This window comes from Gemella sp. 27098_8_92 (genome assembly GCF_041433685.1).
GTDB lineage: Bacteria > Bacillota > Bacilli > Staphylococcales > Gemellaceae > Gemella.
In genome coordinates this window covers 209070-224552 of the sequence record NZ_JAPWBZ010000003.1, presented here as the reverse complement: position 1 = coordinate 224552, position 15483 = coordinate 209070, and the positions used below count along the sequence as shown (strand labels likewise).

Here is a 15483-nt window from a genome sequence, read left to right as displayed (position 1 = left end):
GATCTAACAAACGTAGTAGCAACAAAAGAAGTAACTATAAATCTACATAAAGAAACTAAGCAAATGGATATGAAACCAGGTGAAGATATGATGCCAGAAAATATGACTATGGATTCTCATATGGATAAAGATATTACGCAAGATAATATGACTATGAATACTCATATGAGTAATGGAATGATGAAAAAAGGTATGCTACCAAAAACAAGTGCGGCACCTGAAGGAACAATGAGTTCAACAAATTCATCAAATACTGGAATACTAGGATTAATCATTGCAAGCTTCTTAGGTCTATTAGGATTCAGAAGAAAAAATAATTAATAAATAAAATAAACTTGTAGATTTTATCGAAATAGTGCTATACTTTTATTGTATAGTACTATTTTGATAAGAGGAGTTAAATATGGTTAATAAAATTTTATTAGTAGATGATGAAATAGAAATAACGGAGATAAATAAACGATATTTAGAGCAAGGTGGATATGATGTTGATATCGCTAATGATGGTAAAGAAGCTTTAGAGAAATACAAGAAAAATAAATATTCTTTAATAATTACAGATATAATGATGCCAAATATGGATGGCTATGATTTAATCAGCGAAGTACAGTATTTAGATGAGGAACAACCATTTTTATTCATAACAGCGAAAATAACAGAGCCAGATAAAATCTACGCTTTAAGTTTGGGAGCAGATGATTATATAGTAAAACCATTTAGTCCAAGAGAATTAGTTTTAAGAGTTAAAAATATACTACGTAGAATTGAAAAAAATAGTAGTGAAAATATTTTAACTCTAGGTGATTTAGAAATTAACTATAGTAGTAGAATTGCTATGGTAAATGATAGACAATTAGAACTAACCGTGAAATCTTTTGAATTATTATGGCTACTGGCTAATAATCCGGATCGTGTTTTTTCTAAAACAGAATTGTATGAAAAAATTTGGCAAGATGAATATGTAGAAGATGCAAATACGCTAAATGTGCATATACACTCTTTAAGAAGAATTTTAACGAAACATTCGACAAAAAAAACACCAAGTATAAAAACTGTATGGGGTCTAGGATACAAAATGGAAAAACAAGTTTAAAAATGGAAAGGAAATATAGTATGAAATTAAGAGATTATATTATTGTTGGATATATTTTATCATTTTTAATAACTATTATGGCTGTTTTTTGGGCTTCAAATTTAATGTTAATTGAAAAAAAAGATACATATTTTATAGTTGTGATTACAATAATTGCGGGGCTAATTGGAGCTACAATTAGCATTATATTATTAAAAGGTGTATTTAAGTCATTACGTGTTCTAAAGAGACAAACGATTAGTATAAGTGAGAAAAATTTTGATATTAGTAATCCTGTAGAAGGTCCTACTGAGTTTAGAGAATTATCGTTATCATTCAATGAAATGGCAAAACATTTAAAAGAAAGTTTTGAATCATTGGAAGAAAGTGAAAAAGAAAAATCCCTTATGATAGCCCAATTATCACATGATATTAAAACTCCTATAACTTCAATTCAATCAACGGCAGAAGGAATGTTAGACGGAATAATAAAAGGAGAAGAATATAAATATTATCTAGAAACAATTTGTCGTCAAACAACAAGATTGAATAAACTTGTTGAAGAATTAAATTATTTAACTTTAAGTGTAAAAGATACTAGTGAAGATGATAAAAATAAAACAATATTTTTAGACAAATTATTGATTGACTGTATGTCAGAGTTTAAGTTGCGAGCAGAAAAGGAAAATAGAGATATTTTTATTAAAGTTATTCCTGAGAATGCTAAAATAGTAAGTAATTACAATAAAATACAAAGAATTATCGTAAATTTGATAGGTAATGCATTTAAATATTCACCAAGTGGTACAAAAATAGAAATAGTTGCTGAAATACAAAATCAAGAATTATCTATTTCTGTAATTGATGAAGGTTGTGGTATAAAAGAAGAAGAGATTGATAATATTTTTAAAAGATTATATCGTGTTGAAGCATCAAGAAATATGAAAACTGGTGGTTATGGATTAGGTTTGGCAATAGCGAAACAGTTAGCCTTACAAATAAATGGAGACATATTAGTAGAAAGTGAGTATGGAAAGGGTAGTAAATTTACTTTGAAAATTAATTGTTAATATACCGAGTATATAATAATGTATTTTAATTGATTTGATTTTTTGGAAATAACAAGAGAAATTAGATTTTCAGGATTTTCAAAGTTTTGACAAAATAAATTATTCAAGGTATAATTAAAAAAAATTTACTGAGGAAAATAAATATGGCAAATTCAAAGTATATTACACGTCTTAAGCGCTCAGAAGGGTAACTAAGAGGGATTCAAAAAATGATAGAAGAAGAGAGAGATTGTATTGATATAATAACTCAATTAAGTGCAGTTCGTTCAAGCGTTGATCGTGTTATTGAGTTACTAATAACAGAGAATCTTATGGAATGTATTAATAATCCTTTAGAAAATCCCTTTGAACAGAAAGAAAAAATAGAAAAAGCTATAAAATATATAGTAAAGAGTAAATAGTTTAAAGAAATAATAAAAAGCCTTGTTTCTAACTAATCTTAGGAACAAGTTTTTTGATGATGTATTAATTTTGTATTACAGAGAATTTCAATATAGTAAAATTTGGTTGTTTTTATTGTTTAATATTTTATTTTTTTTCTTCAGGCCAATTATTCATACCACCTTCGATATTTATTATATCGAATCCTTGAGCCTCTAGAAAATCATATGCCCTAGCTGAACGTCCACCTGCTTGACATATTACATAGTATTTTTAATTTTTATCTAATTTAGTGAATTCTATACCAAGACTACTTAAAGAAAAATTTTGAGCAGAAGGTATATGACCAGCTGCATATTCGTGATTTTCTCTTACATCGAGAATTGTAAGTTCCTCATTATTATACTTTTCATAAAAATCTTTCATTGAAATATTATTTTTCATAGTTGATTCCTTTCAATATTACTAAATTTAACTACTGTATTAGTCTGATAAATTGTTATGTTTTTAACAGAGTTAAATTATTTATAGTCTGATTTTAAACTATTTTACCTCGCCATGCATGCATTCCACCTTGAACATTAACAACATCGAAACCTCTTTCTTTAAGTTTCTTTGTGGCAAGTTTACTTCTTGCTCCAGAGTGACAAATTACATATATTTTTTTGTCAGCTATTGGAGTGAAGTTGCCGATTTCATTTAGTGGAATATTTTTTGCGTTTTTTATATGGCCTCTTCTAAATTCACCAGGTGTTCTTACGTCAATTAATTGAATATTTTCCTTTAATTTATTTTCTGATTCAGTAGTAGAAATACTGTCAATTTTTGTGAATAAAAAAAACATTTTGTTTACCTCCTATATACCCTTATAGGGTATATTAAAATATTAATTGAAATCTTTGTCAAGGATGATGATTTATTATAAAGTAATAAGATAATAATAGTCCTACAAAAAATTTTTAGAGAAAGTAAGAAGAGAATTAATTATACTTTGAAAAGATTTTGAAAAATATCATAAAAAAGATGTAAATATAATTCTTTTATGTTTTATGGATAATTAGTTTTTAAAAAAATAAAACGTACCTCAGAGTTTTGATAATAATCTAAGTTGAGGTCAGCTTTTTTATATTTTATTCTTCTTCAGTCTCACGAGGGAAAATCATTGATTCACTAAAGTTCAAGTTGCGAAGAGCTGTGTAAGAATCTTCTAGAGAAATATAGTTTAATTTTCTCATAGTTAATACTCTATATTTTAAAAGTCGAACTGATTCCATTTGAAGCTCTTTAAGTTCTTCTTCAAAATCTATGTCTTCTAAAAATACTTCAAATTAAGTAAATAAGTAATATCTATATACATTTTTAACAAATTCTGCAGTATTTTCATTCGAACATTTTTCTTCAATGACATCATAAGCTATCTTAAGAAGTGCGTCTCTTATAGTAGGAGAGCAATCAATTATAGCTTGAATTTGATTCGAAGAAGATTCGGCTCTTTGTTTAATTTCATTTAATTTACTCGCAAAGTTCTCTTTTCTTCTATTTGGAACTTTTTCTTTAATTTTCTCATAAAATTCAGGAGTTAAATCTTCAGCAACAAAATGACGTATTAAACGGCGTTTTAGATTGGATTCTTTTATATATATTCTTAAATTAAGTAATAAGTTTTTTGGTATCGAATATGTGAACAATAAAGATTTTCTAAGTTGCATAAGTTTAGAAATTTCTAAAATTTGCTCAATGTTTGGATTATCTTTAAGAATTTCAGGAAGGGCTTTATCTTGAGCTTTCATTATTTTTTTGTGTAATGCTAGAGCTCCTTTTGTATTCTTAAATTCTCCAGTTTGCATATTTCTGAAATATGTTTTTAATTCGTGTAAACTTTTTATTTCAAAAGCATAAGCAACTTTTTCTTCAATAGATTTTTTAGAAATATCACGCTGTTTTAATTCTTCAAGTGTCCCTTCTAGGATTTTCTCACGAAGAGAGTATTGATTATATTCTTTTTCTTCATCCTCATCTTTAACAACAAGAGGAAGGGCGATTGTACCGATAATAATACTTAATAAAACGACATTACTTGCAATAAATAAGATGGTATTTCTAAGTGGGAAGTTATCCCCAGTGGCAGTTATAACCAGAATCATAAGTGCTGTAGCAAGTGTTACTGTACCATGAATACCACATAAACTAGTAATTAATGAGTAACTAAATCTAGAATAGTTACCTTTGTCAAATTTTCTATTTAATATTATTTTCGCTGTTTTTCTAGCAGTAGTGAAAAGATGAGGTTGGAATGATATGTAGTTGAAATATACAAAGGTCAATCTGACTATCATTAGACCTAAAAAAATAACTAATGAAATTATGAATCCATATACAATATCAATCTCTCTATTGTTAAATATAGTATGATATATCTCAGGGAGTAAATATCCTAAAAAGGTAAATACGAAACCATTTAGTACATAACTCGTAATTTGTTGAGTACTGTCTATAGTTACTGCAGCATCACTACTTACAACAGTAAGTAAGTGAAGTTTTCTTTGGTAGTTGTAAACTAGAGCTGCAATTACTACAGCTACGATACCAGAGACACCAATATGTTCTGCAAGATAGAATGCTATAACTGGTGTTATTAATTGAAAAATAACTAAAATATTAAATTCGTCAGCAAACTTTGTTGAGAATATAAATTTAATATAAGAGAATGCTATCCCAATAATAAGTCCAAAGATCGCTACACCTCCTGCAACTACTAAAAATTTATAACTAGCATTCGTGACAGAAAATGTGTTAGTAAGAACGGCTGCTAGAGCTATATTAAATGATACAAGCACAGAAGCATCATTAAGAAGTGATTCACCTTCTAATATAGCCATAAGTCCTTTAGGTAATCTCATTCCTTTAGTTATTGATTTAACAGCAACAGCATCTGTAGGTGATAAGATAGCAGCTAAAACAAAACATGCTGCCCATGGAATCATTGGAAGCAATAAATGAATTATGCTACCGACAACAATTACCATCACAAGAACTAAAAATATTGCCATATATATAATTGGTCGTTTGTCAGATATTCTTTAAGAACGAGTTGAACCCGTCAGTAAATAATAAGGGAGCGATAACTAACATCATAAACATTTCTGATTTAAACTCAAAATGAAGTGGGAGGTTAGGAATAAATGTTACCGCAGCACCAAGTATTATTTGGAATAAGGCTGCGGGAATACGTGGAAAAAGATTATTTAAAAATGAACCAAGTATTACAATTATGACAAATATACCTAGGGTAGTTAGTAATTCCATAAAAAACTCCTTTGTGATTATTTTATTATTATTATTATTTGTACCAATGTATTTTACAATTATTTAATATTAAAATCAACGATTATACAATTTTAATGAAGTTACTAATGAATATTGTAAAACATTAATTTTGATAGTTTTAGAAGAGGTGTTATTTGTTATTTTTTAGAGGTTAGGTAATAGCTTCAGTACACGTCAATAGATGTCAAAATATTGATTTTAATTGATTTTTGATTTTTTGAAACTCATTACATCGTACTATAAATCAATAAAAACTCTACCTTTTTTAGATAAATATATCAGTTGGATATTGAAGTTAAGTCCTGCTATCATTTCGATGGCAGGACTTTTTAATATTTGGTACACTAACTCTTATCTATATTTTGGTGAAGTTGAAGTTGACATCTACAAAGTTCAATGTTACAATATATTCAAAAATATATTTGAATGAGGTGTTTTATGATTCAAAATGTTGTTACTTCAATAATCCTGTATTCTGGGACAGCCGTAGACTTACTTATTATCCTAATGTTATTTTTTGCCAAAAGAAAAAGCAGAAAAGACATCATTAACATCTATTTAGGACAATTTCTAGGCTCTGTTAGTCTAATATTGCTAAGTTTACTTTTTGCGTTTGTCTTACATTATATTCCTAGTAAAGAGATTTTAGGTTTGCTCGGTTTGATTCCAATTTTCTTAGGTCTCAAAGTTTTGCTTTTAGGAGATTCTGATGGAGAAGCTATTGCCAAAGAAGGGTTGCGCAAAGATAATAAAAACCTGATTTTTCTAGTCGCTATGATTACTTTTGCAAGTTGCGGTGCCGACAATATTGGTATCTTTGTCCCATATTTTATTACATTAAATTTAGTGGATTTGATAGTGGCTTTACTTACATTTCTAGTCATGATTTATCTCTTGGTTTTTTCTGCCCAAAAATTGGTACAAGTCCCATCTGTTGGAGAAACTTTGGAAAAATATAGCAGATGGTTTATTGCCGTTGTTTATTTAGGATTGGGGATATATATCCTGATTGAAAATAACAGTCTTGACATGCTATGGACTATGTTAGGCTAGGAGAAAATATTATGAAAAAAGATAGTATCTGCCAAGTGAATATTATAAATCAACAAAATGTTACAACCGCAATGAACTACCTTGAAAAGGAAAAAGTCCAAAAATCACTTCGCATTTTAACAAAGTTTACCGATAATAAACAGATAAATATCATCTTTTACCTCCTTGCTGTTGAAGAACTCTGTGTCTGTGATATAGCCTGTTTACTAGATCTCAGTATGGCATCTGCATCCCACCATCTTCGTAAACTAGCCAATGAAAACATCTTGGACACTAGAAGAGAGGGGAAAATTATATATTATTTTATAAAAGATGAGGAAATCAGAGATTTTTTTAATCAACTAGGATAACAACTATTTTTACTACTTTACTATGATTATATATACGACTTATCTATGAAATTTTTTGATGAAATTTACTCACAAGAAATACCTACTCGTATCATGTTGATACTGTCAATAAGTATGTGTAAACGCTCAAATAGAGTTACGGAGTATTAATCAAATAAGCTTTCGAGTGTGTCATAACGTTGGCCAAACCCTTTATGGATTCGTTGACTTTGCTTGAAATTATAATCTTCAAACAAAGTAACTAGGTAACGTTCCAGAGACTCCTCGTTAGGAAAAACCTTCTTTTTCGTTTGACGTTTGATTTCTTTATTAAGAGACTCAATGAGGTTTGTCGAATAAATGCTGTGCCAAATCTGGTAGTGAAACTGATAATATGCACTATTATAACCTATTTGTACATTTTTATTTTATCATTTTCAATTAGTAAGTCTAGGATCACCAGATTATGGTTTCCATTTGTTCCGACACACTCATGATTCAATGTTGCTTAATGTAGGTACAAATTGGAAAGAACTCCAAGTCAGAATGGGGCATAAGTCAATGTTAACTACTACGGATACTTGCGCAGAGTTAGCACCTCAAAGAAAGCTAGAAGTAGTCAGCATTTATTTAGATTAGATTGCTGAATTAACTTATTAACTACTCTAGCTTTCGCTCTACCATTTGAAGGGTAAATTCTCATAAACGTTGATATAACAGTATTTAAAGATTGCTGAAATAACATTAACAACCTTTACAGATATAAAATTATCGCCACATCTAAATATTAATACTTAGACATAGCGATTGATTTAATTTTTTCATACATTGTTAGTAAATTTACCAACTAATCACTTTTCCATCTTCTATTTTAATAGCTGTATCGTATATTTTATTAAGTAATTCTTCATCAAGCAATGTGTGAGCTTTATCATTTTTTATTATTTCTCCATCAAGTAGTGCTACTATGTTATCACTATATGTTATGGCTTGATTGATATCATGAAGAACCATAATGATTGTAAGATGTAGCTCTTGATTAAGTCGTTTCACAAGTTTCATAATAGATTTTTGATATTTTATATCAAGAAATGTTGTTGGTTCATCTAAGATAATTATTTCAGTATCTTGGGCTAGACACATTGCAATATAAACACGTTGTAATTGACCACCAGAAAGCTCTGATACTATAGTATTCTTATAGTCTATTAGGTCTGTTTCTTTTAAGGCAAAATTTATTTTTTCTATATCTTCTTTTGTTTGTTTATAGAAGAATATATTTTGATAAGGTAATCGTGCAAAACTAACCATATCAAAGACTGTAATTTCCTGTGGAGTAATATTATTTTGATAAACTATTGAAAGTTTTGTCGCTAACTCTTTTAGAGAATAGCTTTTTAATTCTTTATTTTCTAAAAAAATATTACCGGTATAATTAGTGATATTTTTTGATAATAGTTTTATTAAAGTACTCTTGCCACAACCATTTTTGCCTAAAAAAGTAGTTATTTCTCCTTTTTTTATAGTTAAGTTCAAATCACTAAAGATAGCTTTAGTAGTATTGTATTTAAAAGATAGATTCTTTATTTCGATAATATTTTCCATCTAATTTACACCTCTTTTCACAAGAATAATAAAGGCTGGGCCACCAACTATCATCATAATAAGTTCAGCAGGTATTTCCACTGGATTAAATGCGACACGACCTAACGTGTCAAATAGTAAAAGAATAAAAGCACCTAATAATCCAGTAAATGGAATGGTAAATATGTGATTTCTACCGATAATTATTTTGGCAATATGAGGGGTTATTAATGCAAGAAAAACGAGAACACCAGCAACCGTTGTTGCAATAGACGCTAGAGCTACAGCAACGAATGAAATAAGTAGTCTAACTCTATTAATGTTTACTCCAAGTGATGAGATAATATTATCATCTAGAGTAAATATATTACATAGTTTAGCCAAAAGGAAGCTTGCTACAAACAATATAGGAAGCCAGATTACTAGTAACTTAACATCTTCCCAATTCTTTGTTCCCAGTGATGAAGTTTTAAAAGAAAGTGAGGTGGAAGAATTACTTTGATTTAAATATTGTAGGAAGTTTAGAATACCAGTAAAAAAGTAGCTAATGGCTATACCAATTAAAATTATCTTTATATTATTTTTTGTCTTACCAGCTAGAAAATAAATTATTGCAAAACCTAGCATTCCTCCGATAATAGAAAAAATAGATTTAAAGATAATTAAATTTGGAAATAAACCAATACCAAAATACATAAATAGAGCAGCCCCACTAGAAACACCAATAAGACTAGGATCAACTAATGGATTTTTTAAAACAGTTTGTAAAAGCAGCCCACTTATTCCAAGAGCAGCACCTACAAGAATAGTAATAATAATTCTTGGAAAGCGGACATCGATGATAGCATTCACATTAGCGTACTCTTTAGAAAAAATTCCAACAATAAGTTCAGAAAAATTGGCTTTAATGCTACCACTATTTGCAGAAATAAAAATAGTAAATATAAGTAATGAAGTGATAATGACAAAAGAAATAATTTTTTTATCTTTTAACATAGTTTTTTCCTTTCCAATATAGTTAAAGTTTTATTAAGGTAAAACAATTTTATAAGTTAAGGAAAAGCACTGATATATCAACGTTAGTATTATAGTCAATGTTTTTCCCTAATTTTAATTATTTATAAAAAGTATCATATAAGAAGTTTAATCCGTCATTATAATCAAAACCAGCAGTCATACCAAAAATTTTGTTATCAAGATCGATTACTTTATTATTTTTTACAGCATTAAAGTGTTGCCAACTTTTATTAGAAGAAAACTCTTTTTTAAACATATCCATAACCTCATCAGGCATAGCGTGAGCAGTACGTAAAATAAAATCAGGTTGTTCAGCAAGAGCAGTTTCTAGATTTAGTTGACTAAATTCTTCATTAGATTTTATAATATTTTCCCCACCAGCAAGTTTTACAAGATTTCCTACATAAGACTTTTCACCTGCTGCTACGTAACTACCAGGTAAGCCCATTAAGATTAAAACCTTAGGTTTCTTTTTACCTTCTAGTTTTTTAGAAAATTGATTATCAAAAAGTTGGCGTTCTTGTTTGAGTCTATTATAAATTTCTTTTTTATTAAATTCATTTGCCAAGTCTTCTGTTACTTTGTATAAGCCATCTACACTACGTAAATTAACAAACTTATAAGGGATATCATTTTTATCAAAACCTTCTTTAAGCCAATCTGATAGATTATCAGGAGCATAGACCATGCTTGGTTTTATAGATTTTATTACTTCCATATTAGGATTCATAGGTAGACCGATTTGGATAATATTGTTATAACGGGCGGGCATTTTTCCTAGTTTACTTGTAGGAACACCAGCTAGTTTAATATCTAATTTATCAGCTATGCTGCTAAGTGCTACAGAATCCATAACAATACGTTTGCCATTTTCTTCTTCTGACTTTTTATCTTTATTAACGCCAGTTAAATCGATTGTTTCACTAAATGCTTTATCTGCTTGTGAAGCATCTGTTCCAGTAGTATTTCCAGAATTATTATTAGAACAAGCACTAAGAAGAATAATTAAACTAGTGAGAAGAATAAATATTAGGTTTAATTTTTTTTTCATAAGTTATTCCTCAGTATTATTAGAAATTTTTTTATTTCTTTTTAAAATATAAGCTCCACCAACTAAAATAAGCACACCAATAGTTCCACCAATATAGTATGGAGTATAATTTTTTTCTTTAAGAACATCCATATCAATGTTTCCTTCTTTGATTGTATCAGTATTAACTTCTATAAAAAATCTTACTGGACGATTCATAGGTTTAACGTACATCTGCGCCATAGCAAGGAAATTTTCATTAGGAACTTCAAAGCGATAATCTACATAACTATCTTTATATTGCTCGATATTAACTTTAGTCTCAGTAGCTGCAACTTGTTTAAATTCTCCATTACTTTGTAATACCTTAATGAACGGACCTTGCTCTTTACTACGCTCAATCCAATTCATAAGATGAATACGCACAGTAGCATATAGTTTACCATCTTTTGTACGTTGAAGTTGTGCTTTAGCCCAACGTTTTTCTCCACCAGCCTTTTGGTTGCTCATAGCTTCATCTAGATTTCCTCCAGAATTGATAGGTGCTATAACCCCTTGAACCATACCTTCACCGATAGAAGCATTTTTTGTTCCACCATCAGCAGTGATTCCTGTTAATGGGTTTAAATAAGAACCGGTAATATCAAGATTATAAGTTCCAACTTTTTTAGTTTTATTTATATCTTTAAAGTAATCTTCTAATTTTTTAGCGACAAATCCATCAGGGGCTTTGTCTTTATCATTATTGTCAGAGGTTTTGTTTTCTTCTTCTTCTTCTTTTTTGTTATCATTTTTTTTATTATCTTCTGATCCTGAAACAAGGGTTGCAGCACTCCAATTAAACTTCAAGATAGCGTCTTGAGAAGCATCGCCTCCCATAATTTGATTCATAGCATCAACTGCGACTCTAACACCAATTTTATCTGGCTTTATTGCAGAGTAGTTAAAGTTTAGAGTACTAGGGTAGGTACTTGTTCCACCATTAAGATTTGTATCATTATAAGTACTTGTAACTGATGCGGCGCTTAACGAACCGGAAAATATTGGCGTAGAGTAGACGTCAAGTGATAGTAAATGCCCATGTAAATTATTAAAATCCATTGGAACAAATTGAACAGTAATATTAGATGTTCCATTTTCATATTCAGTAACAGAGGCAGTAGTAGCTAAGGCATTATTCCCCATAGAAAGTCTACCGCTATTTTCAGAATGCCATAATTCGATAGGAACATTATAAACTTTTTTCCCATCAGCTTTTGCAATTTCGATAGTGTTAATTTTAGAAGAAGAAAATATAAAAGCAAGAGTTGCAAAAATTATTACAACAAATTTAAATATTCTTTTCATATTAAAAATCTCTCTTTCATTTATTTAATTTTATAGAAATATTAGATAGTGTCTATAAAATATTTAAAAAAAGCGAGACGAAAAACTTATCGTCCCGCTTTATTGTTGATAATATGGATGAACGCTGATAAAGAGCGGGTTATTATCAACCTCAAATTGTTATTTTATTTTTGTCTTTTTCTTCCAAGGAATACAGCACTAGCTAGTGTGATAATACCAGCAAAGATAGAGCTTGTTGACTCTAATCCAGTTCTTGCTAGACGTTTACCATTTGGATTTAAAGTACCGGTACCAGTATCAGCCCCACTATCACCAACAGGTGTACCTCCAGGTATAGTAGGAACTTCTTCTTTTTCTTCTGTAACATTAGACCAGTTAAAAGTTAAGATAGCATTTTGTTTACCACCACCAGGCATAATGTTTTCCATAGTTTGAACAAATACAGATACAGAAACTTGAGTTAATTTTTGTTTACTAGTGAAGTGAGCTCGAACTTCATTGTTAGCTCCACCTGTTTTATACAATGGATATTCAGTTCCATTAACCCAAAACTTAGTAATACCATCTGTTTGACCAAGGAATTTTATATCTTTAAAGTAAACAACATAGTGATAAACCCCATTTTGTTCGTAAACTTGTACACGATCAAGAGCTGCATTACCCATAGAAAGTTTACCAGGTTGGTGAGCGTGCATAAGTTTAGCAGTTACACCTTTAAATATAGTAGCAGTATTCTTAATAGTTTTTCTGTTATCTCCGTTATCTCCGTTGTTTCCGTTGTTTCCGTTATTTCCGTTGTTTCCGTTATTTCCGTTATTTCCGTTATTTCCGTTGTTTCCGTTATCTCCGTTGTTTCCGTTATCTCCGTTGTTTCCATTGTTATTATTTGTAGCAAATTTAATTCCAACTAGACTAAAGTGTTTTGCCTCAACTTCTACATATTTTTTACCATCAATAACTTTATTTTCAAATTTAAGAGGTTCTTTGTTACTACCATCTTCATTAATATGATAAGCTTCTACGACTTCTCTATCTACAGGTATTAATACTTTGGCAGCTTGTTTTATTTGTTTAACTTCTCCGTTTTTAGTAAGGAAGTGGATATCGAAAATACTATTATCTTTTTTATCAATTCCAGGTACTTCTTTTGGTTCTACCGCTAACTCTTTTACAGATTTATCTAATCCTGCTACAGGAATAGTTACTTTAACAGGAGTAGAGTTATCATTATCAGAGAAAGTTACATAAGCACCATCTTTTGAACTTTCAACTCCTCTACCTTCAGTTAAGAATACGGCAGGAGAATTTGGGAAATTAAGGTCTAGTGTTACATCAACCTCGTTCCCCCCTTTATTTTGTTTAGAAACGACTGTAGCTTTTAATTGGATTTTATCTAATAATTTATCTGTTGTAAATGATACTTCTTTTTGATTTTTTTCTAGATTTGTTATTGTAGCTTCAGTACCGTTATGAACAATTTTAGAAAATTGGAAATTTGTCATTTTTGTAACAAATGTATTTCCTTTTGCTTCTTTAACTTTAAAAGTATATTTATATTTATCGCCAACTTTTTCTATAGTAACATCTTTTTCAAATAAATTAGCGTATGTAGATAATTGAGAATTATCTTTTTGATATTTAAGCTCACCTTTAACGGTAGTAGGTAAAGTATTAGGTACTTTGTCATATACTACTTCATGATCAGGAACTGCAGGTGCTTCTGGTTTTTTGTTTTCTTCTGGTTTAGTTGGAGGTGTAGGCTTAGATGGTTTAGTAGGCACTGTAGGTTTTTCTTCAACAACAGGTTTTTCTACAAAATCTCTAGCAGTTTCATAGTACAACTCTAATGTAGTGTCATGTTTTGTAGGATTTTTTTGTCCTGGATAAACATTAGCACCAGTAAGTTGAATTTTTTGTAATAGTTTATCAGCTACTATAGTGATTTCTCTAATTTTTCCAGAAGGTGTAAGTTTTTTCTCAGGCAAAGTAACATCTTTGTATTGAAGATAAGACAATTCAAAAGCATATAGTTCTCCACCAACTGATGCCACTCCAGGTTTAACTCTTATAGTATAATGATATTTTTCTCCGACTTTTTCTACTTTAACATCATGGTCTAAAGCAGCATTGTAAAGAGATTCTTCTTTATTATCAATAGCATTTCTAAAATGACCTTGGACTGTTATAGGAAGTTGTTTTTTCAATTCTTTAGTATATGGCACATCTGGGTAAATATTTTTATCCGTAGATATATTGTAATCAGATAAATCATTCTTTTTATTGAAATTTAAGGCGAAAGTCATTGGGTGAGTCATTTTACCCATTCCTGGATATGTAGTAGAGCCTTTTAATTGAATTTTATCAAATAATTCACTAGTTGTTAGAGTTACTTCTTTAATTTTTTTCTCTGCATCTAGCACTTTAGTATCTAGAACTTTATCTTTATAAAGAATTTCTTCTAATTCAAAGTTCATAGCATTCCCACCCATAGAAAATGTTCCAGGATGTATTTTAAAAGTATATTTATATTTATCGCCAACTTTTTCTATCTTAACGTCAGAATCTAAGGCAGCATTATATGCTGAGTCTTTTGTATCTGAACCAGCTTGTTTAAAACTACCTTTAGCAGTAGCTGGAAATTCTTTTGGAACAATACTACTATCGGCTACGTGGTCAACAAGACCTTGTGTAGGTGGTGTTGTTGGTTTAGCAGGCTTTTCTCCAGGAGTAACAGCAGGATTTGTTCCCTCTGCTGGTTTAGTAGATTTATTAAATTCTTCCTTAGCTTTTGTAACATCTAATTGTAAGTAGGCTTTTTGGCGTCCACCACCAGGCGAAAGGTCTTCCATTACTTGAACAAAAACTTCGACTTCTATTTTTGATTTTAATTCAGGCAGTGTAAATTCAGCAATTCTTGGATTAACAAGCCCGTCTATAGATGTAGGAGTTAATTCTACTTGTTTTCCTTCTACCCAGAATTTAGAAACACCATCATTTTTACCTGCAAAAGTAAGATCTTTCCAAATAACAGTATACTTGTATTGATCTCCAACTTTTTGAACTGTTACTTTGTGTAAAGCACCGTTCCCCATAGATGGACGATTTTCATAATAATGTTGCAACGTAGAAGGAACATCAATAGGTTTAGAGGTCACTTCATTAGCTGCATATGCTGTTTGCTCGTGTTGTGTGTTAATTAGCCCAGCTGTTGACAACGTAGAAACTATTGCTGCAGCTGAAAGAACTTTTAACAAGTTATTTTTTTTCATAGTT

Annotated in this window: 14 protein-coding genes and 2 pseudogenes; 7 read left to right on the top strand and 9 right to left on the bottom strand. The window is 29.9% G+C overall.

Translation table 11 applies throughout. The features are described 5' to 3' along the window. From O3802_RS03420 to O3802_RS03405, 4 genes are all read left to right on the top strand, one after another. The coding region (locus O3802_RS03420) for an LPXTG cell wall anchor domain-containing protein (RefSeq protein ID WP_371458312.1) at nt 1–321 on the top strand (321 nt) is incomplete at its 5' end. A gap of 82 nt (nt 322–403) precedes the next feature. Then, entirely contained in the window at nt 404–1093 is a 690-nt protein-coding gene (locus O3802_RS03415; protein ID WP_371458311.1) for a response regulator transcription factor, read from the top strand. A 20-nt stretch (nt 1094–1113) separates the two neighbouring features. After that, entirely contained in the window at nt 1114–2142 is a 1029-nt protein-coding gene (locus O3802_RS03410) for a HAMP domain-containing sensor histidine kinase (RefSeq protein ID WP_371458310.1), read from the top strand. Between the two features lie 200 nt (nt 2143–2342). Further along, nucleotides 2343–2543, top strand: a complete 201-nt coding sequence (locus tag O3802_RS03405; protein ID WP_371458314.1) for a metal-sensing transcriptional repressor — start codon at nt 2343–2345, stop codon at nt 2541–2543. A 127-nt stretch (nt 2544–2670) separates the two neighbouring features. Here O3802_RS03405 and O3802_RS03400 read toward each other — a convergent pair. The 3 genes and pseudogenes from O3802_RS03400 to O3802_RS03390 all read right to left on the bottom strand — a co-directional run bounded on the left by O3802_RS03400 (nt 2671) and on the right by O3802_RS03390 (nt 5573). Beyond that, a pseudogene (locus O3802_RS03400) lies at nt 2671–2949 on the bottom strand (rhodanese-like domain-containing protein). A gap of 112 nt (nt 2950–3061) precedes the next feature. After that, the gene (locus O3802_RS03395; RefSeq protein ID WP_371458309.1) at nt 3062–3367 is read right to left on the bottom strand and encodes a rhodanese-like domain-containing protein; all 306 of its coding nucleotides are present in this window, start codon (nt 3365–3367) and stop codon (nt 3062–3064) included. A 484-nt stretch (nt 3368–3851) separates the two neighbouring features. Next, nucleotides 3852–5573, bottom strand: a complete 1722-nt coding sequence (locus O3802_RS03390; protein WP_371458308.1) for a cation:proton antiporter — start codon at nt 5571–5573, stop codon at nt 3852–3854. Between the two features lie 715 nt (nt 5574–6288). Here O3802_RS03390 and O3802_RS03385 point away from each other — a divergent pair. Beyond that, entirely contained in the window at nt 6289–6903 is a 615-nt protein-coding gene (locus O3802_RS03385; RefSeq protein WP_371458307.1) for a CadD family cadmium resistance transporter, read from the top strand. Nucleotides 6904–6914: 11 nt separating this feature from the next. Beyond that, nucleotides 6915–7253 (top strand): Cd(II)/Zn(II)-sensing metalloregulatory transcriptional regulator CadX, encoded by a 339-nt coding sequence (gene cadX, locus O3802_RS03380; RefSeq protein ID WP_003146735.1) that lies wholly within the window; start codon nt 6915–6917, stop codon nt 7251–7253. Between the two features lie 146 nt (nt 7254–7399). Here the strand turns inward: cadX and O3802_RS03375 are convergent. Beyond that, a pseudogene (locus O3802_RS03375) lies at nt 7400–7627 on the bottom strand (transposase); the annotation flags it as partial. 106 nt (nt 7628–7733) lie between these two features. Between O3802_RS03375 and O3802_RS03370 the strand changes: the two are divergent. After that, nucleotides 7734–7871, top strand: coding sequence for a hypothetical protein (locus O3802_RS03370; protein WP_197712498.1), 138 nt, complete (start codon nt 7734–7736; stop codon nt 7869–7871). Nucleotides 7872–8072: 201 nt separating this feature from the next. Here the strand turns inward: O3802_RS03370 and O3802_RS03365 are convergent, their stop codons facing one another. The 5 genes from O3802_RS03365 to O3802_RS03345 all read right to left on the bottom strand — a co-directional run bounded on the left by O3802_RS03365 (nt 8073) and on the right by O3802_RS03345 (nt 15479). Next, nucleotides 8073–8837 carry an ABC transporter ATP-binding protein gene (locus O3802_RS03365; RefSeq protein WP_371458306.1) on the bottom strand — a complete coding sequence of 255 codons (765 nt, stop codon included), beginning with the start codon at nt 8835–8837 and terminating at the stop codon, nt 8073–8075. Further along, a complete protein-coding gene (locus tag O3802_RS03360; RefSeq protein ID WP_371458305.1) occupies nt 8838–9812 on the bottom strand; it encodes a FecCD family ABC transporter permease in 975 nt (324 codons plus the stop codon). 118 nt (nt 9813–9930) lie between these two features. Continuing rightward, the gene (gene isdE, locus O3802_RS03355; protein WP_371458304.1) at nt 9931–10884 is read right to left on the bottom strand and encodes a heme ABC transporter substrate-binding protein IsdE; all 954 of its coding nucleotides are present in this window, start codon (nt 10882–10884) and stop codon (nt 9931–9933) included. Nucleotides 10885–10887: 3 nt separating this feature from the next. Continuing rightward, entirely contained in the window at nt 10888–12210 is a 1323-nt protein-coding gene (locus tag O3802_RS03350) for a heme-binding Shp domain-containing protein (protein ID WP_371458303.1), read from the bottom strand. A gap of 164 nt (nt 12211–12374) precedes the next feature. Further along, a complete protein-coding gene (locus O3802_RS03345; RefSeq protein ID WP_371458302.1) occupies nt 12375–15479 on the bottom strand; it encodes a hypothetical protein in 3105 nt (1034 codons plus the stop codon). Nucleotides 15480–15483: the final 4 nt, after the last annotated feature.

Bases quoted from the DNA above. Each gene is read 5' to 3' on its own strand.
- O3802_RS03370 (WP_197712498.1), top strand. From the start codon at position 7,734: ATGTTGCTTAATGTAGGTACAAATTGGAAAGAACTCCAAGTCAGAATG.
- O3802_RS03350 (WP_371458303.1), bottom strand. From the start codon at position 12,210: ATGAAAAGAATATTTAAATTTGTTGTAATAATTTTTGCAACTCTTGCT.
- O3802_RS03360 (WP_371458305.1), bottom strand. From the start codon at position 9,812: ATGTTAAAAGATAAAAAAATTATTTCTTTTGTCATTATCACTTCATTA.
- O3802_RS03345 (WP_371458302.1), bottom strand. From the start codon at position 15,479: ATGAAAAAAAATAACTTGTTAAAAGTTCTTTCAGCTGCAGCAATAGTT.
- O3802_RS03415 (WP_371458311.1), top strand. From the start codon at position 404: ATGGTTAATAAAATTTTATTAGTAGATGATGAAATAGAAATAACGGAG.
- O3802_RS03390 (WP_371458308.1), bottom strand. From the start codon at position 5,573: ATGGCAATATTTTTAGTTCTTGTGATGGTAATTGTTGTCGGTAGCATA.
- O3802_RS03365 (WP_371458306.1), bottom strand. From the start codon at position 8,837: ATGGAAAATATTATCGAAATAAAGAATCTATCTTTTAAATACAATACT.
- isdE (WP_371458304.1), bottom strand. From the start codon at position 10,884: ATGAAAAAAAAATTAAACCTAATATTTATTCTTCTCACTAGTTTAATT.
- O3802_RS03410 (WP_371458310.1), top strand. From the start codon at position 1,114: ATGAAATTAAGAGATTATATTATTGTTGGATATATTTTATCATTTTTA.
- O3802_RS03395 (WP_371458309.1), bottom strand. From the start codon at position 3,367: ATGTTTTTTTTATTCACAAAAATTGACAGTATTTCTACTACTGAATCA.
- O3802_RS03385 (WP_371458307.1), top strand. From the start codon at position 6,289: ATGATTCAAAATGTTGTTACTTCAATAATCCTGTATTCTGGGACAGCC.
- cadX (WP_003146735.1), top strand. From the start codon at position 6,915: ATGAAAAAAGATAGTATCTGCCAAGTGAATATTATAAATCAACAAAAT.